Annotated in this window: 18 protein-coding genes; 6 read left to right on the forward strand and 12 right to left on the reverse strand. The window is 68.4% G+C overall.

The genetic code is table 11. The annotated features are described in order from the left end of the window. Positions 1-81 precede the first annotated feature (81 nt). The 5 genes from ACQPYH_RS39305 to ACQPYH_RS39325 all read right to left on the reverse strand — a co-directional run bounded on the left by ACQPYH_RS39305 (position 82) and on the right by ACQPYH_RS39325 (position 4,276). Positions 82-1,260, reverse strand: coding sequence for an MFS transporter (locus ACQPYH_RS39305; RefSeq protein ID WP_432882338.1), 1,179 nt, complete (start codon positions 1,258-1,260; stop codon positions 82-84). Then, positions 1,260-2,069, reverse strand: a complete 810-nt coding sequence (locus ACQPYH_RS39310; protein WP_432882340.1) for an IclR family transcriptional regulator — start codon at positions 2,067-2,069, stop codon at positions 1,260-1,262. Before ACQPYH_RS39310 ends, ACQPYH_RS39305 begins: the two co-directional genes overlap by 1 nt. A gap of 81 nt (positions 2,070-2,150) precedes the next feature. Next, on the reverse strand, positions 2,151-2,555 hold the full coding sequence (locus ACQPYH_RS39315) for a RidA family protein (RefSeq protein ID WP_350859617.1): 405 nt from the start codon (positions 2,553-2,555) through the stop codon (positions 2,151-2,153). Between the two features lie 15 nt (positions 2,556-2,570). Beyond that, the gene (locus ACQPYH_RS39320; RefSeq protein ID WP_432882343.1) at positions 2,571-3,305 is read right to left on the reverse strand and encodes an IclR family transcriptional regulator; all 735 of its coding nucleotides are present in this window, start codon (positions 3,303-3,305) and stop codon (positions 2,571-2,573) included. Beyond that, the gene (locus ACQPYH_RS39325; RefSeq protein ID WP_432882345.1) at positions 3,302-4,276 is read right to left on the reverse strand and encodes a sugar kinase; all 975 of its coding nucleotides are present in this window, start codon (positions 4,274-4,276) and stop codon (positions 3,302-3,304) included. The genes ACQPYH_RS39320 and ACQPYH_RS39325 overlap by 4 nt, the downstream gene beginning before the upstream one ends. A 131-nt stretch (positions 4,277-4,407) precedes the next feature. On the opposite strand from ACQPYH_RS39325, the gene ACQPYH_RS39330 reads away from it, so the two are divergent. The 3 genes from ACQPYH_RS39330 to ACQPYH_RS39340 are packed head-to-tail and all read left to right on the forward strand — an operon-like array spanning position 4,408 to position 7,948. Next, on the forward strand, positions 4,408-5,712 hold the full coding sequence (locus tag ACQPYH_RS39330; RefSeq protein ID WP_432882348.1) for an amino acid deaminase: 1,305 nt from the start codon (positions 4,408-4,410) through the stop codon (positions 5,710-5,712). Between the two features lies 1 nt (position 5,713). Then, a complete protein-coding gene (locus ACQPYH_RS39335; protein WP_432882351.1) occupies positions 5,714-7,303 on the forward strand; it encodes an N-acyl-D-amino-acid deacylase family protein in 1,590 nt (529 codons plus the stop codon). 12 nt (positions 7,304-7,315) lie between these two features. After that, a complete protein-coding gene (locus tag ACQPYH_RS39340; RefSeq protein WP_432882353.1) occupies positions 7,316-7,948 on the forward strand; it encodes a bifunctional 4-hydroxy-2-oxoglutarate aldolase/2-dehydro-3-deoxy-phosphogluconate aldolase in 633 nt (210 codons plus the stop codon). Here the strand turns inward: ACQPYH_RS39340 and ACQPYH_RS39345 are convergent, their stop codons facing one another. Genes ACQPYH_RS39345 through ACQPYH_RS39355 form a run of 3 tightly spaced genes read right to left on the reverse strand, consistent with a single transcriptional unit; the run spans position 7,949 to position 10,564 of the window. Next, positions 7,949-8,620, reverse strand: coding sequence for a DUF4097 family beta strand repeat-containing protein (locus tag ACQPYH_RS39345; RefSeq protein WP_432882356.1), 672 nt, complete (start codon positions 8,618-8,620; stop codon positions 7,949-7,951). It lies immediately after the preceding gene. Between the two features lie 20 nt (positions 8,621-8,640). Next, on the reverse strand, positions 8,641-9,285 hold the full coding sequence (locus ACQPYH_RS39350; protein WP_432894593.1) for a response regulator transcription factor: 645 nt from the start codon (positions 9,283-9,285) through the stop codon (positions 8,641-8,643). Between the two features lies 1 nt (position 9,286). Continuing rightward, positions 9,287-10,564 carry a sensor domain-containing protein gene (locus ACQPYH_RS39355; RefSeq protein WP_432882359.1) on the reverse strand — a complete coding sequence of 426 codons (1,278 nt, stop codon included), beginning with the start codon at positions 10,562-10,564 and terminating at the stop codon, positions 9,287-9,289. A 166-nt stretch (positions 10,565-10,730) separates the two neighbouring features. Here ACQPYH_RS39355 and ACQPYH_RS39360 point away from each other — a divergent pair, with 166 nt between their 5' ends. Further along, the gene (locus ACQPYH_RS39360; RefSeq protein ID WP_432882361.1) at positions 10,731-11,240 is read left to right on the forward strand and encodes a hypothetical protein; all 510 of its coding nucleotides are present in this window, start codon (positions 10,731-10,733) and stop codon (positions 11,238-11,240) included. Here ACQPYH_RS39360 and ACQPYH_RS39365 read toward each other — a convergent pair. Continuing rightward, positions 11,227-12,348 (reverse strand): hypothetical protein, encoded by a 1,122-nt coding sequence (locus ACQPYH_RS39365; protein WP_432882364.1) that lies wholly within the window; start codon positions 12,346-12,348, stop codon positions 11,227-11,229. The genes ACQPYH_RS39360 and ACQPYH_RS39365 overlap by 14 nt on opposite strands. 226 nt (positions 12,349-12,574) lie before the next feature. On the opposite strand from ACQPYH_RS39365, the gene ACQPYH_RS39370 reads away from it, so the two are divergent. Next, positions 12,575-13,612 (forward strand): alpha-hydroxy acid oxidase, encoded by a 1,038-nt coding sequence (locus tag ACQPYH_RS39370; protein WP_432882367.1) that lies wholly within the window; start codon positions 12,575-12,577, stop codon positions 13,610-13,612. Continuing rightward, positions 13,609-14,448, forward strand: a complete 840-nt coding sequence (locus tag ACQPYH_RS39375; protein ID WP_432882370.1) for a methionyl-tRNA formyltransferase — start codon at positions 13,609-13,611, stop codon at positions 14,446-14,448. The genes ACQPYH_RS39370 and ACQPYH_RS39375 overlap by 4 nt, the downstream gene beginning before the upstream one ends. Before the next feature lie 54 nt (positions 14,449-14,502). Here the strand turns inward: ACQPYH_RS39375 and rplA are convergent, their stop codons facing one another. The 3 genes from rplA to nusG form a co-directional block, all read right to left on the reverse strand. Next, positions 14,503-15,225 carry a 50S ribosomal protein L1 gene (gene rplA, locus ACQPYH_RS39380; RefSeq protein WP_432882372.1) on the reverse strand — a complete coding sequence of 241 codons (723 nt, stop codon included), beginning with the start codon at positions 15,223-15,225 and terminating at the stop codon, positions 14,503-14,505. Positions 15,226-15,334: 109 nt separating this feature from the next. Beyond that, a complete protein-coding gene (gene rplK / locus ACQPYH_RS39385) occupies positions 15,335-15,766 on the reverse strand; it encodes a 50S ribosomal protein L11 (protein ID WP_130441571.1) in 432 nt (143 codons plus the stop codon). Positions 15,767-15,778: 12 nt separating this feature from the next. Next, a complete protein-coding gene (gene nusG, locus ACQPYH_RS39390; protein ID WP_432894596.1) occupies positions 15,779-16,666 on the reverse strand; it encodes a transcription termination/antitermination protein NusG in 888 nt (295 codons plus the stop codon). Positions 16,667-16,956 lie beyond the last annotated feature (290 nt).

The following is a 16,956-nucleotide window of genomic DNA, read 5'->3' on the forward strand; positions in this document are numbered from 1 at the left end:
CCACCTGAGTGGGACTTTCAGCTACCTAGGGCAGCAACCAGCGGTCTTCGGCAGTAGACAGTGTGCCTTGCGTACACACGCTTAGCAAATCCGCTGCGGATGAGGCGGGATCCACCGGTGCATCGCCGTCGCCGCGGCCCATCCTGTTCCGGCCATGATGACGATCGCCGGCCCCAGCCCGAGGAGCGCTGTCGCCCCCGCCAGCAGCAACGGCCCAGCACCGTTTCCAGTGTCCGCGAAGAGTCGGAACGCACCCAAGAACTGAGCCCGTCCGATCTGCGGTGACGCGTCCGCACCCAGCGTCATGATCACGCCGGCGCCCAGCCCGTTCCCGATCCCCATCAGCATCGCGACGAGAGTCAATGTGACGGTCGTGTGTGTGAGCGGTAGTAAGAGGTGTGCCAGCCCCAGCACGAACATCGACGGTACGGCGACCCACTTGCGACCCAACCGGTCCATCACCGAGCCGGCTGGATAGAACAGCAACATGTCGACCGCACCGGACAGTCCGAAGATGATGCTGGTCGTCTGCGGATCCAGCCCGATGTGCAGCGCCCATAGCGGGATCACCACCTGCCGGGACGCACGGACGGCTCCTACTAGTAGTGCGCCGACGCCGAGAGTTCGCAGTACCGGGAGGTGGTCGCGGATGACGACCCAGGTCGACTGTGCGGCGACTGGTGTGCGCCCACGGGTGTGTGCGACGTCGGGCAAGCTCACCAGGACCGCACAGGCAAGCAGTGCAGCCACCAGGTGGACCCAGTAGGCACCGTCCGTACCGAGGAACTTCATCACCAGCGCACCGAGGAACGGGCCGATGAAAGAGCCGATGCGCTGTACGCCGCCCAGCGTCGACAGTGCGCGAGCGCGGAGCTCGATCGGCACCGCCTCGCTGAGATATGCCTGCCTAGCAAGGCCCCAGACCGCACCGGCCAGTCCGGTGCAGCCGATGGCGATGGCTAGTCCCCAGACGCTTTGCACGAGCAGACAGGCGGCCAATGCGAGCGCAACAAGGACGGTGGCGCCCAGCATCGCTTTGCGTTCACCGATGCGGTTCGTCAGCGCACCAGCTGGGATGTCGCCGATCACCTGCCCCAGTCCGGCTGCTGCGACGACCAGACCAGCCACAGCTACCGATGCGCCGAGATGAGTTGCCGAGAGCGCTACTACCGGAGCGATGGCGCCCTGACCGATTCCGTACAGCAGGGCCGGCAGATAGACCGCCGGTGCGATCTTCCAGAGACTTCGGGCCTGGGACATCACCGGCCGCCGGCCAGCGCCGTACTGCGGTCCCGTGCGACCGGGGTGGCGCCCAGCAACTCCGACACCGACCAGGCACCCGCGACGACCCGCATCCCGAACTCCTCCATCCGATCCACCGGCATCCGCATCTCGGGGCCGGACACACTCAGACAACCCGCGACCTGGCCGGAGTAGCCGAACACCGGCGCCGCCACACTGCAGATCCCTGCGGTCCGCTCGGTTCTGGACATCGCGTACCCGCGCCGGCGGATGTCCGCGAACTGCTCGGCCAGTACGTCGGGATCGGTGATGGTGGCCGGCTGGACCTGCTCGAGCGGACCCTTCAGGACCTCCTGCTGCCGCTCGAACGGCAGGAACGCGAGCAACGACTTCCCCGGCGCACCGAGCGGCAACGCGACCGGCAGGCCGAATTCCGTGTAGGTACGGCGCAACTGGTGGTGACTCTCGACCTGGTCCAGTACGACGCGCTGCCCGGACGGCAGCAGCTCGTGCACAGCCGCGGTCTCCCCTGTGTCATCGCGAAGTGCACGGAGCACTGGCATCGCAGCGTCCCGCAGGCCGGCCGGAATCCCACCGCTGTGCGCGAGCTGCACGACCAGCGGGCCGATCGCGTACCGCCGGTGAGCCGTCTGCCGGACGAGCCCGTTCTCCTGCATCGCCAGCAACAGCCGATGCACCGTGCTCGTGGACAGTCCTGTCGCCCGGGCCAGATCGCTGATCCCGAGATCCGGAGTACGCGCGTCGAAACACCGCAGGATCGCCACAGCCCGGTCGATCGACTGCACCGATCCGCGGGTTTCCTGCATTGTGAAACCATATCCCGCCATGCGGGAAAGCGCGCGGGCATTCCAAAGCCCGGACCACGACGGGTCCGGGCTTCGGGTGGATCAGCTGAGGACGGCGAGGGCGTCGATCTCGACCAGCATGTCCGGCAGCGGCAGGCCGGTGAAGACGGTGGTGCGGGACGGGAGCACGCCGCTCGGGGTGCGGGTCGACACGAACTCGGCGTACGCCTCGTTCATCGCGGCGAAGTTGTCGCGCTCGGTGAGGTAGACGCGCAGCATCACCACGTCGTCGATACTCGCCCCGCCGGCCTTCAGGATCGCTTCGATGTTCTGCAGGACGCGGGTGGTCTGCGCCTTCACGTCACCGTGGAACACGAAGTCGCCACTGGCCGGGTCGACCGAGCCCTGGCCGGACACCTGCAGGATGTTGCCCTTGCGGACGCCTTGGGAGAACACGGGCATCGGCGGCGGCGCGTCGGTGGTGGAGACGACGGTCTTGTCGGACATCAGGTCTGACACCTCTCAGTTGTAGTCGGCACTGATCGCGTTGGCGGTGGCGAGCAGCTCGGGTAGCAGTTCGAGCACCTGCTCATAGTTCAGCAGTACGTCGGGAACCGACAGCGACACGGCCCCCACAACGCGACCGGTGCTGTCCTTCAGCGGCGCACCGATGCAGTTGATGAACGCCTCGTGCTCCGCCTTGTCCTGGGCCCAGCCACGCTCCCCCACCGCGTCCAGCTCATCCCGCAGCCGGTCCGGGTCAGTGATCGTGTTGGGCGTGTACACGTGGTAGTCCAGCGACTCGACGATCGCCTCCCGCCGCCGCTTGGGCTGCGCGGCAAGCAGGACCTTCCCGACGGCAGTGCAGTGCAACGCAGCCGGTACGCCGACCTGCGAGTACATCCGGACCGATCGCACACTGTCGAGCTTGTCGACGTAGATGACCTCACCGTTCTCCCAGGCCGCCAGGTGGACGGTCTGGCCGGTCTTCTGGTTCAGCTCACGCAGATGCGGTGCGGCGACTTCGCGTACGACGTGTTGCTCGCGGGCCAGGTCCGCGAGAGCGAACAGCCTCGACCCCAGCCGATAGCGGTGCGCGGCGTCCCGGCGTACGAACCGGTCTGCCTCCATGGTGCGCAACAGCCGCAGCACTGTGGTCTTGTGAACACCCAGCTCGGTGGCGAGCTGGTCCAGCGAGCGCTCACCCTCACCGAGACTGGTGAGGATCTGCAGCGCCCGACCGAGGCTTTGGCTCATGCCGGGCCGATCTTCGTTGCCGCCCACTCCTCGTCGGAGCAGTTCAGCAACCGCTGCCGCACCTCCGGCGCCGGAGGTGGCGCGTGATCCTCTGGCGCGGTCAGCACAGCCGCCGCCGTCAAATGCCCCAACCGCAACCGCTGGGCCATCGAAAGCTCCTGCAACGTGCCGGTCAGGAACCCCGCCGCGAACGCATCGCCAGCCCCGACCGTCTCGACCACGTCAACGGACAGTGCTGGGACCTCAGTGCGTCCGTCAGGCTCGAGCACCATCGCGGTATGCGCGTCGTCCTTCACCACCAGGGTCTTCGCCCCCAGACGCTCGTACAACTCGTCCGGATCGCTCGTCCCGGCGAAGACCTCCGCCTCATCCGCCCCGATCAGCACGATGTCGGCCGCCTTCAGCAATCGCCATAGCGGCGCCGGATCCTTGTCCCGCCAGAGCATCGGCCGCCAGTTCAGGTCGACACTCAACAGGAACGACCGCGGCTCCGTGGCCAGCCGCTCCAACATCTGCGCGCTGCTCGAGGAGATCGCCGCAGTGATGCCGGTGGTGTGCACCAGCCGCGCCTGCTCGAGCCGTTCGCGCACAGCAGGCCGGTCCAGGAACGCAGGGTCCATAGCTGCAGCCGCGGAGCCGGTCCGGTAGTAGTGCATCCGCGACCGACCGTCCTCCGACTCCTTCACATACAGAGCCGTCGGCCGGACCGCATCCACCTCCACGCCCCCGACGTCAACGCGCCGCTGCTGCAGGTCCCGCAGTACGTGCTGGCCGAACCCGTCGTCTCCCAGCCGTGAGATCCACGCCGTCGGAATCCCCAGCGCAGCAAGCCCGCCGGCCACGTTGCACTCGGCGCCGCCGACCGACCGCCGGAACACCTCGACATCCGCAAGAGGCCCCGGCCCGCCGGCCAGCATGATCATCGCCTCGCCGATGCAGACTGCGGCCGTCTCAGGGAGCGGTTCGGGCATCGGCACTCCTTGGCGGCGGGGTGATGGGATGGGGTGTGCGTTGACGCAACTTTGGCCGCGATGCTACAACCGACGAGTCAGAATACGCAATGAGCGTTGCGTATTCTGCAACTTCGACCCCAGGGGATCAGATGCCTGCTTACGATGCCGCCGCCGTCGCCGCTCTCGCTGACCAGCAGGTGAGCTGGCGGGACAAGGCCCTGCCGCCAGGTTTCTGGGGCCGGACCGTCGCCGAGCTCGTCGCCGATCGGCCACGGCTCTCCCAGCTGCCCACCCCGCTGATGACGCTGTCCGCCCCCGGCCTGCGCCACAACGTGGACACCCTCGACACCTGGTGCAAGCGCCACGGCGTCGAGCTCGCGCCGCACGGCAAGACCACGATGGCGCCCGCGCTCTGGGCGATGCAGCTGGACGCCGGCGCCTGGGCGATCACGCTCGCCAACGGCTTCCAGCTCGGCGTCGCCCGCGCGTACGGCGTACAGCGGGTGCTGATCGCGAACGCCGTGATCTCCCCGCTGCAGCTGCGCTGGATCGCCGACGAGCTCGCGGCGGACCCGTCGTTCGAGGTGATGGTGTGGGCCGACTCGGTTCGCACGGTCGAGATCATGGAGGCAGCGCGGTCGGCGTACGTCGGACCAGACGCACGCCCGCTCGATGTGATGGTCGAGGTCGGTGGCATCGGCGGCCGGACCGGCGCCCGCGACGCCGAGACCGCTCTGGCCGTCGGCCATGCGATCGCGGACGCGCAGACCCTGCGGCTTGTCGGTGTGGCCGGGTACGAAGGTGCGATCGGGCATGGGGTCGACGAGGCCAACCTCGAGGAGGTCCGCGCATACCTGCGCGACCTGGCCGAGGTCCACCATCGACTCAAGGGCGTGTACGACGCGGACGTCGTACCCATCGTCAGCGCGGGCGGGAGCCAGTACTTCGAGCAGGTCGCGAAGGTCCTCGCATCCGAGGCCGGCGACGGCGCCCGGGTGGTACTGCGATCGGGCGCGTACATCACCCACGACGACGGGCTGTACCGCCGGGTGTCCCCGCTCGGCGAGCACCCGCGGACGGACGGCGAGCAGCTCGTCCCGGCGATGCACGGCTGGATGCGGATCACGTCCCAGCCCGAGCCGGGCCTGGCGATCTTCGACGGCGGGCGTCGCGATTTCCCGTTCGACCAGGACTGGCCCGAGCCGCAGCTGATCCGGCCGCGGTCCGAGGGTTCGCCGATCCTGCCGGCCACCGGGATGACCGTCACGAACCTGAACGACCAGCACGGCTACCTGCGATTCGGCGACGAGCAGTCGGTGGTGATCGGCGACGAACTCCGTGTCGGCCTCTCCCACCCCTGTACGGCGTTCGACAAGTGGGGCCTGATCCCGGTCATCGACGACCCGGACGCGGCCGATCCCGTCATCGTCGACCTGGTCCGGACGTTCTTCTGAGATGACCGACCTACTCATCACGGGGGCGCTGGTCATCGACGGCTCCGGCTCCCCCGGGTACCACGCCGACGTCGCGGTCGACGCCGGGCGGATCGTGGTCATCGGCAACGACCTGCCCGCCGCGGACCGGACGATCGACGCCGACGGGCTGGTGCTGTCACCCGGGTTCATCGACATGCACTCACACTCCGACCTGCAGATCCTGGTCAACCCCGACCACACCGCGAAGGTCAGCCAGGGCGTCACGCTGGAGGTGCTCGGCCAGGACGGGCTCTCGTTCGCGCCGATCGACGATCCGACGCGGGCAGTCGTACGTCGTCAGATCGCCGGCTGGAACGGCGAACCGGACGACTTCGACTTCACCTGGTCGACCGTCGCCGGGTACCTCGATCGCCTCGACGAGGGCGTCGCCTGCAATGCGGCGTACCTGGTCCCACAGGGCACGCTGCGGATGATGGTCGTTGGCACGTCCAACCGTCCCGCGAGTCCTGATGAGCTTGCCACGATGAAGCAACTGCTCGCGGACGGCCTGCGCGACGGGGCTGTGGGGATGAGCAGCGGGCTGACCTACACGCCCGGCATGTTCGCCAGCACCGACGAGCTCGTCGAGCTCTGCAAGGTGATTGCGCAGCACGGCGGGTACTACGCCCCGCATCAGCGCTCCTATGGCAAGGGCGCATTAGAGGCGTACAGCGAGATGGTCGACGTGGCACGTCGTTCCGTGTGCGCGCTGCACCTCACACACGCGGTGATGAACTTCGCGCCGAACGCCGGCCGCGGAGTCGAGCTGGTCGCGATGATCGACGAGGCGCTCGCCAGCGGGGTCGACCTCACCACCGACACGTACCCATACTTGCCTGGGGCAACCACTCTGGCCGCGATCCTGCCGAGCTGGACCGCCGAGGGCGGGCCGGACGCGTTGCTTTCGCGGCTTCGCGATCCGGCGGCGCGGTCGAAGATCACCTACGAGCTGGAGCAGGTCGGCTCGGACGGCTGTCACGGCTGCGTCGTCGAGTGGGACACGATCGAGATCGGCGGCGTACGCAACCCGTTGCTGTCCGACGCCGTCGGCCACACTGTCGCCGAGCTTTCGGCACGCTCCGGCACTCCCGCCGCCGACATCTTCTTCGACATGCTGGTCGGCGACGATCTCGCCACGTCGATCCTGCAGCACGTTGGCCACGAGGAGAACGTCCGCGCGATCATGCGGCACCCGTCGCACACCGGCGGCTCGGACGGGATCCTCGTCGGCGGCAAGCCCCACCCGCGTTCGTGGGGCACCTTCCCCCGGTACCTCGCGCACTACGTCCGCGAGCTCGGCGTACTCGAGCTGGCCGACTGCATCCACCATCTGACCGGCCGCCCGGCGCGCCGCCTCCGCCTGCCCGACCGGGGTTTTGTCCGCGAGGGGTACGCCGCCGATCTGGTTCTGTTCGATCCCGGGGCCGTTCGCGACGCCGCCACCTTCCCCGAGCCTCGCCAACAGGCCGAGGGAATTCCGTACGTGTTCGTCAACGGCACGCCCGTCATCGACGACTCGCACCGAACGACCGCCCGCCCCGGGCACGCCATTCGCCGTACCACCAGCTGAGAGGAACTTGTTGTGAACACCGTGGAGCTGCTTCGAGCCGACCGGGTGCTGACCGTCGTCCGCGCCCCGGAGATCTCCGACGCCCGCGACCTCTGCGCCGCACTGGTTGCCGGCGGCATCCATGTCGTCGAGCTCACCTACACCACCCCCGACCTCCCCCGGCACCTGGAACGCGCCGCGTCCACCGCCGCCGAGACCGGGGCAGTGGTCGGCGCCGGTACCGTACAGACCGCGGACCAGGCAACCCAGGCGATCAACGCCGGCGCCCAGTTCCTCGTCACCCCGGGCCAGGGCCCCGAAGCCGCCGCCGTCGCCGAGGCAGCGCGCGCCGCGGGGATCCCCGTCGTACTGGGCGCCTTCACCCCCTCCGAGGTGATGACCGCGCTCGCTCTCGGCTCGGCCGCGGTGAAGATCTTCCCGGCGCACCACCTCGGCCCGAAGTACTTCAAGGACCTCAACGGCCCGTTCCCCGGCGTGCCGCTGATCCCGTCCGGCGGCGTCAACGCCACCAACGCCCACGACTTCCTCGCCGCCGGCGCTCTGGCCGTCAGCGCGGGCACCGACGTCGTCTCGCCCGCCGACGTCGCCGCCGCCAACTGGTCGTCGATCACCGCCAAGGCGAAGACCTTCTGCGCCGCCCTGTAGCTACTGGACGGTGATGCTGCCGTAGCTGGATCGCAGGTAGAGATGGCGGGTGGCAGTGGGATCGTTCGGCACGTGGAGGTCTGTGGAACCCTGTGCGGCGACCGCGTCGATCGCGTACGTCGCACTGCGCGGCACCCGCAAAGTGAGCGATCCGTCGCTCGTGGTCGCCGACACCTGGTCGGGCGGGTTGTCGAAGCTCAGCGTGGCCGAACCGCGTTGGACGTCCACCGAGACGCGCGGACTCCGCACCTGCACCAGGTCTGCCGATCCGTCGCTGACCGTCAGGTTCAGCGGTGACGCGACGCCGACCACGTTGGCCGAGGCTGTCTCGACCTTCGCCTGGACTGCCGCGGATGCCGGCACCTCCACGGTCAGATCTACCGAGCAGTGCACGTCCGGGCACCTGGTCTCGACGAGCAACTGACCGCCGGCTGTGGACACCTTCACGTCCGGCTTCGCCACGGCATACGTGCCGTCGACGTTCACATGCACCTGCCCGTCGACACTGGCCAGCACCTGGGTCGGCACATCGGCCGTGATCCGCACCCCGCCGGCCCCCGGCACGAAGCCGGCCGAGTAGCTGTACGACAACTTGCCCCGGATCAACGACGACGTCACCGCGGCGCCGGTGATGACGAGCACCAGCAACGGCACCAGCCCGATGATCAGCATCCTTCGCTGCGCGCTCGTCATCACGTGCCCAGGAACTTGAGGACAGCGAGCACCCGGCGATGCTCTCCGTCGGTCGGCGTGAGGTTGAGCTTCAGGAAGATGTTGCTGATGTGCTTCTCCACGGCGCCTTCACCGACTACCAGCGCCTGGGCGATCCCGCCGTTCGACTTGCCCTCGGCCATCGCGCGGAGAACGTCCTGTTCCCGGGGGCTCAGCATCGCCAGCGGATCCACCCGTCGCGAACGCACCAGCAGCTGCGAGATCACCTCCGGGTCCAGCGCCGCGCCGCCGCCCGCGACCCGGCGCAGTCCGTCGATGAACTGATCCACATCGGCGACCCGGTCCTTCAGCAGGTACCCGACACCACCTGGATTCCCACCAATCAGCTCGCTCGCATACCGCTCCTCGACGTACTGCGAGAGCACCAGCACGCCGACGTCGGCGTACTGCTCGCGGATCACCAACGCCGCCCGCAGTCCTTCGTCGGTGAACGTCGGCGGCATCCGTACGTCGACCACGCACACGTCGGGCCGATGCGCCGCGACAGCCTTCAGCAGTTCGTCGCCGTCCCCGACCGCCGCGACCACCGTGCAGTCCTGCTCCTCCAGCAGTCGCACAATGCCTTCACGCAGCAGCACCGAGTCCTCGGCGATCACCACCCGCAGCTCAGCCACAAGGCACCTCCGCGATCAGCGTGGTCCCGCCACCGGCCGGGCTGTCCACCGTGAGTCGTCCATCCACACCCGCCACCCGGTCCGTCAGTCCGCGCAACCCGCTACCGCCCGCCGGGTCGGCACCACCTCGCCCGTCGTCGCGTACCTCGACCCGCAGTACGTCGCCGACCCGTGTCACCAACACCTCCGCTTGTGCCGCCTCAGCATGCTTGGCCACGTTGGCCAGCGCCTCCGTCACGACAAAGTACGCGATCGACTCGATCGTCAGCGACGGTCTGGGCTGTACGTCGACACTCAGCCGCACTGGCACCGGTGAGCGGGCCGCAACCGCGGACAGCGCCGCGTCCAGACCACGATCGGTGAGCACCGGCGGATGCAGGCCCCTCGTCAGATCGCGGATCTCGGCGATCGCCTGCATCGCCTCCGAATGCGCCTCCTCGATCAGCGTGCGTACGGCGGGCTCCTTGTCGCCCAACCGGTTCTTCGCCCGCCCTAGTGTCATCGCCAGCGACACGAGCCGCTGCTGCGCGCCGTCGTGCAGGTCGCGCTCCATCCGGCGCCGCTCGGCCTCGACCGAATCGACCACCTGCTGCCGGCTCGTCACCAGCTGGGAGACGCGCTCCGCCAGCGCTCCGGTCTCGGATCGCCCGAGCAGCGATCGCGCGAGCTCCGCATCCAGGGCCGACGCCGCGCGGATCAGCCAAGGCGATGCCAGCAGCAGGAAGAGCGCCGCGATCGCCGACGCCACCGACGCCTTCGTGACCGTGTCGATCACGAACGGCCCGAGCTGCGCCTGCGAGGCGGCGAAGTGCGAGTAGTACGCCGGTAGCGCGATCAGCACCGGCGGGATCGACCAGGCGACCACGATCAGCACGATCCAGGTCATTGCCAGCGGCAACAGCAGGACGTAGTACAGGAACTGCCGCCACAGTCCTTGGTCCGTCACCGCCTGCCGTGCGTCGGCGATCCGGGAACCGGTCGGCAGCGGCGGTATCAACGGCTGGATCTGCTGCCCACGGGTGATCCGCGCCCGGGCGAGCTCCCAGCCGGCCAGGTAGTAAACGAATCGGTTTGCGCCGACGGTCAGCGGGATCCCGATGAACGCCAGCGGAAAGGCGAGGATCCCGATACCGACGGTCAGCAGGAGCAGCAGGCCGGACGTCAGCACGACCACCGCGTCGCCGAGCAGGTGGATCGTTGCCAACCACAAGTACGGCGAACGCCACAGCCGCCACGGAGCCCAGGGGACCGGGTTCGCAGCAACCGTCATCCGGACCACCTCCCCGTGTCAGCGCCTGCTTGCCGTCACAACTTACGTCGTCGGGACGGGCAGCCGGCATGAGGACATCCCACGGACCTGACCGGGGGTTATCCCCACCCCGGTTCGTGGGCTGACCGGACTGTGCCGGGCGACCGCCGCCGGGATGCTCGAAGACATGACGACGACACTCGGCAACAGGGCATCTGACACCCTGGACGGCAAGCTCGGCGACGCGATCGACGACCGTGTGGCCGACGCTCTCGAGGACTACATCGCCGAGGGCAGGCTGGACGGCCGGATCCGTCCGCGCCGATCCCCTCAAGGGCTGGCCGCGCTGGTTGCCGCCGGAGTTGCCGCGGTGCTGCTTCCGTGGTGCCTGATTCTCGCGGCCACGCTGCCGAGCACCTACCAGGCTGGTCATTGGAAGCTCACCTGGATCGGGCTCGACTGCGGCACCGCGATCGCCGCGGGCCTCACGGCGTACCTGCTGCACAAACGCAACAGGTACGCCGCTCTGACCGCTATGGCCGCCGGGACGCTGCTGACGGCCGACGCCTGGTTCGACGTGAGTACTGCGTCGGCCGGCTTCGACCGCACCCTCTCGCTGACCGAGGCTCTGCTGCTGGAGCTGCCCCTGGCCGTGTGCGCCTTCGTGGTCGCGGCCCGCGAACTCAAGACGCGATGAGCTCCATCACCGGACCTTCGTGCAGCGCCCGGTACACCTTGTCCCGCAGGGAATTGGCTTCCGCGTCGGTGAGGGTCCGGTCCACCGGCCTCAGTACCAGCCTGACCAGCAGATTGCGTTGACCCGGCGTCAGCTGGAGGCGTTCGCGGGCAGCCGTCGGCAAGTCGTCGTACGACGTTTCGCCCAGCACCTCCAGTGACTCCGCCGCATCGGCGTCCGGTCCTAGCGCGGCGCGGACCTTGTCACCGAGGACCTCCGCCGACACATCAGCTTCCTGTCCCACGACAACAGACAGGTCGCGTCGTACCGGCGGCATGGACGAGACCGGCTTGTACGGCGAGAGATCCAGCATCTGGCTCGCCACCCGCGGCTCCGTCGACCTGAGCAGGCGGATGTCGCGGATGCCCTTGCGGAGCATCATCAGCCGGTCGAGACCAGGTCCCATCGCGAGCCCGGTCCAGCCCTCGTCCAAGCCGGCCATGCGCAGGACGTGGGGCGCCGCCACTCCGCACTCACCGATCTCGATCCACTGATCGTCCAGCAGAACGTCGATCTGACGGCCGTGGATCGTGTACGGGTGCACCGCCGGCACAGTGCGGTAGGTCTGGCCGGGGAGGATCGTGTCGACCAGGCGGGCGATCATCTCCTCCAGCTCCGGCTCCCCCAGCGTGACGTTGCGGCTGACCCGCCACAGATCGAGCTGGTGCGGGGTCCCGGTGTGCTGCCAGTCGACCGAGTCGCGGCGGTAACAGATACCCGCGCAGATCATCAGCACGTCGGATGCGTCGGACTTCGCCAGCTCACGCAGCGCGGGCGGGATCATCGCCGACGTGTGGCTTCGCAGTACTTCGGCGTCCGAGACGTAGCGCGTGTAACGGGCCTCGCGGGTCACCGCGTCGGTCGCGTACCCGAGGTTGTCGTAGTTGTCGGCCAGCGGTACGACGGGATGATCGCGGCGCGTCCAGATCTCGGTGTACGGCCAGGCCGCGCCGAGAGCCGTACGGATCGAATCGACGACCAATTGGACGGCGTGTGGTCCCTGAGCGGGGTCCGTGAGGTCGCGGAGGGCCAGGGCAGCGTGCAGTTCTTCAGCGGTGAGGACAGACATGAGTTTCTCTCCAGGATGACGGTCTCGACGGGGGTCCACCCCGGTCGGCCGCGGTCACCTCAGGAGAGAGCGCAGCAGCAGCTCACCCCGTCGGCACCGTCGTGCCGGCCGGGGCGCAGAAATCGCCGCCCGTACTGCGTCATACCGTCCACTGTACCGGCCGCACACCAGCCCCGCCCGCGAAATTCATCCCGCCCCGGCCGGAGCGAGTGCGACGATGGGCCGCATGCGATGGATCGACACTCTGGAAGCTGCGGCCGCCGAGAAGCTGCCGGAGGCCGTGCACCGCTACTTCCGGCAGGGCTCCGCGGGCGGGGTCAGCGTCGGCGAGGCGACCGCGGCGTGGTCGGCGTACCGGTTCCGGCCGCACGTGCTGAACGATGTCTCCGCGGTCGATCTGCGGACGACCGTGCTCGGCGTACCTGTGGACGCACCGATCCTGGTCTCGCCGTCGACGATGCACCGGATGGCCGACCCGGACGGCGAGCTCGCGATGGCGCGCGGCGTCGGCGCGGCCAAGTCGCTGCTCGGGATCTCCAGCAACGCGGGCACGACATTCGGCGAGCTCGGTGCGACCGGGGTGCCGTGGTGGCTGCAAATCTATGTCCTGCGGAACCGCGAGATCACCCGGCGCATGCTCGACGCCGCGGTCGAGGCCGGCGCGCGTGCCGTCGTACTCACCGTCGACACACCGGTGGTCGGCCGGAAGGAAGACGACGGCGACACGGTCTGGGACCTGGCGCAACCCGGACAGTTCCTGGCCAATCTGCCCGACGGCGAGTGGAGCGACGACGACCTCGACAAGGCCGACGACCTGAACCCCGACGTCATCGGCTGGCTCGCCGATCGGACCGGTCTACCCGTGGTCGTGAAGGGCGTACTCCGCGGCGACGACGCCAAGCGCTGCGCAGACGCGGGCGCCGCCGGAATCATCGTCTCGAACCACGGCGGCCGTCAGCTCGACGCCTCGATCCCGACCGCCCAGGCCCTGCCCGAGGTCGCTGAAGCCGTTGCCGGAACCGGGGTCGAGCTGTACGTCGATGGCGGGATCCGTCGCGGCGAACATGTCCTCGCCGCCCTGGCCCTCGGCGCCCGAGCCGTCTTCGTCGGCCGGCCGGCGCTCTGGGCACTGACCGTCGATTCGTCGGCAGGCGTGACCCGGCTGCTCACCGATCTCGGCGAAGAGCTCGAGCACACCCTCCGCCTGGTCGGCCAGCCGACGCCGTCATCGCTGACCCCCGACCTTGTCACCCTCAGGAGATGACGTTGCGGATCGTTGGCCTGAACGCGTTCCTGCCCGGCTTCCGGCTCGTCCACGAGTTCGCCGAACAGAACGGGCACGAGCTCGTGCTGGTGGTGACGCTGCCCGAGACCGGCAGGTACGGCGCTGCCGATCCGATGGTCGCCGGCCTGCCGGACGACATGAACGTCCTGATCACCCGCAAGCTCCGCCCCGTCGCCGCTCCGGTGATCGCCGCGCTCCGGCCGGACGTGGTCATCTCGGCCGCGTTCCCCCGGCTGATACCGGACGAGATCCTCGAGATCCCGAAGTACGGCGCGATCAACTGCCACCCGTCGCCGCTACCCGCAGGACGCGGACCGACACCGCAGCGGCTGATCTACGAAGGTGACGAGCGGGTCGGGGCGACGGTGCACCGGACCGCGTCGGAGTTCGACACCGGCGCCATCCTCGCCCAGCGCATCACGCCGCTGCCCGAGGATCTCAACGGCACCGGGCTGATGCAGTCCTGGGGGACGCTGCTGCGCGAGTGCCTCGCCGAGGCCGTACCGCGTCTGGTGGCCGGTGATCCCGGCGAACCGCAAGATCCTGCGTCGGCCTCCGAAGCGCCCTTCTTCACCGACGCCGAACGAGTCCTGGATCTGACCGAGCCGGCCCGCGTCATCCGCCGCAAATGCGCCGCCCTCAACGTCACGTCCCCCAGCGCCCAGGCCGACCTGGACGGCGCGACCCACCTCATCATCCGCACCGACCCGGCTGATCTGCCCCGCTCAGCTGCACCCGGCACCATCATCGAGGGCCACGACGACGGCTGGACCGTCCAGACAGCCGACGTCGCCCTCCGACTGACCCGAGCCTGACAAGCAGAAAGCCCCCGGGAGAACCCGGGGGCTTTCTGTGCGAAGAGGTGAGGCTCAGGCCTCGATCGACTCCTCGGACAGGTTGCGGGACAGGTTGGGGTCAACCTGGACACCCGGTCCCATCGTGGTCGAGAAGACCGTCTTCTTGATGTAGCGGCCCTTCGAGCTGGCCGGCTTGAGCCGCAGGATCTCGTCGAGCGCGGCGCTGTAGTTCTCCACCAGCTGGGCCTCGTCGAACGACGCCTTACCGATGATGAAGTGCAGGTTCGCGTGCCGGTCGACCCGGAACTCGATCTTGCCGCCCTTGATGTCGTTCACGGCCTTCGTCACGTCCGGGGTGACCGTGCCGGTCTTCGGGTTCGGCATCAGACCACGCGGGCCGAGAACGCGGCCGAGGCGGCCGACCTTGCCCATCAGGTCAGGGGTCGCGACGACGGCGTCGAAGTCGAGCCAGCCGTCGGTCACCTTCTTGATCATGTCGTCGTCGCCCACGAAGTCGGCGCCGGCGGCCTTCGCCTGCTCGGCCTTCTCACCGGTGGCGAAGACGAGGACCCGTGCCGTCTTGCCAGTGCCATGCGGAAGGTTGACGGTGCCGCGCACCATCTGGTCGGCCTTGCGAGGGTCGACCCCGAGGCGCATCGCGACGTCGATCGTCGAGTTGAACTTCTTGCTGCCCGCCGCTTCCTTGGCCAGCTTGATGGCCTCGAGCGGGGTGTACAGGTGATCGAAGTCGATCTTGTCCGCGATCGCGCGGTATGCCTTGCTGCGCTGTGCCATTTCCTTGGTCTCCTGTGTGCGAACGGTGTTGATCGTTCGCGGGTTGTGGTGATCGGGCGAGGTTGCGCCCTGCCACTCCTGCTGGTCCGCCGCGGCGGACCGGGTGACGTTACTTGTCGACGACGACGCCCATCGAACGGGCGGTGCCCTCGATGATCTTCATCGCGGCGTCGATGTCACGGGCGTTGAGGTCCGGCATCTTGGTCGTGGCGATCTCGCGGACCTGGTCCTTGGTGATCTTGCCGACCTTGTCGCGCTGCGGAACGGCGGAGCCCTTCTGCAGACCGGCGGCCTTCTTGATCATCTCCGGCGCCGGCGGCGTCTTGGTGACGAACGTGAAGGAACGGTCTTCGTAGATCGTGATCTCGACCGGTACGACGTTGCCACGCATGGACTCTGTCTGGGCGTTGTACGCCTTGCAGAACTCCATGATGTTGACGCCGTGCGGGCCGAGCGCGGTACCGACCGGCGGGGCCGGCGTCGCGGCACCGGCCTGGAGCTGCACCTTGACCAGGGCAGCGATCTTCTTCTTGGGAGGCATTCTGTCGGGTCCTTAGACTTTCTGGATCTGGTTGAAGCTGAGTTCCACCGGGGTCTCCCGGCCGAAGATCTCCACCAGGGCCTTGATCCGCTGGGCCTCGGCATTGATCTCCGTGACTGTGGCGTGCAGGGTCGCGAACGGCCCGTCGACCACCATGACCGAGTCTCCGACTCCGAAGTCGGCGACCTCGACCTTCTTCTTGGCCGCGGTCTTGGCGGGTGCGGCGCCGGCTTCGGCAGCCGCCGCTTCGGCCGCCGCCACGACGGCCGGAGCGAGCATCTTCTCAACCTCTTCGAGGCTGAGCGGGACCGGCTTCTGGCTGTTCCCGACGAAGCCGGTCACCGACGGCGTGTGCCGCACGGTCGACCAGGACTCGTCGGTCAGGTCCATCCGGACCAGCACGTAACCGGGGAGGACGGTGCGCTTGACCATCCGGCGCTGACCGTTCTTGATCTCGGCGACCTCTTCGGTCGGCACGATGATCTCGAAGATGTAGTCCTCCATGTTCAGGGAGTTGATCCGGTTCTCGAGGTTGCCCTTGACCCGGTTCTCCATCCCTGAGTACGTGTGGACGACGTACCAGTCGCCGATCTGCGAACGCAGCCGGCTGCGGAGCTCCTCGAGCGGGTCGCCCGGCTCCTCCGGCTCCGGCTCCGCCTCTTCGGCGTCCTCGTCGTCGGCCTCCGCAGCGGCGGCGGCTGCCGCCAGCGCGTCGGCGTCGGCGTCGTCATCGTCGGCCTCACCGCTGGAGAAGACCACCTCGTCGGCAGCAACGGGCTGCTCGGCGGTGGTCAGCGGCGCGGTCTCGGCGGTCTCCTCGGCCAGCTCCTCGGCGGCGTCCTCGACATCCTCCTCGGTCACCACCTCGGCGTCCTCGGCCTCGTCGGCGGCAGCGACCACGACAACCGGCTCGTCGTCGGACGTGTCGTCGTCCGCCGGCGGCGTCTCCGACTCGTCGTCGGCGGCGTACTCGTTGTCGGACTCTTCCTCGACCACGTCCTCGTCGCTGTCCTCGTCGTCGAGGTCCGCGAACGGGTCGTCATCATCGTCGTCGTCGTCACCGAACAGGTCGTCATCGTCGGTGGCGTTCTCGTCGAAGTCGACCTCGAGGTCGACGTCGGAGTCGGATACGTCGAACTCGTCCTCGTTGTCGAGGATCTCGTCGTCGCGCTCGGACACGTCGTACTCCG

Origin of the sequence: Kribbella sp. CA-245084, from assembly GCF_050942355.1 — a bacterium.
Taxonomy (GTDB): Bacteria; Actinomycetota; Actinomycetes; order Propionibacteriales; family Kribbellaceae; genus Kribbella.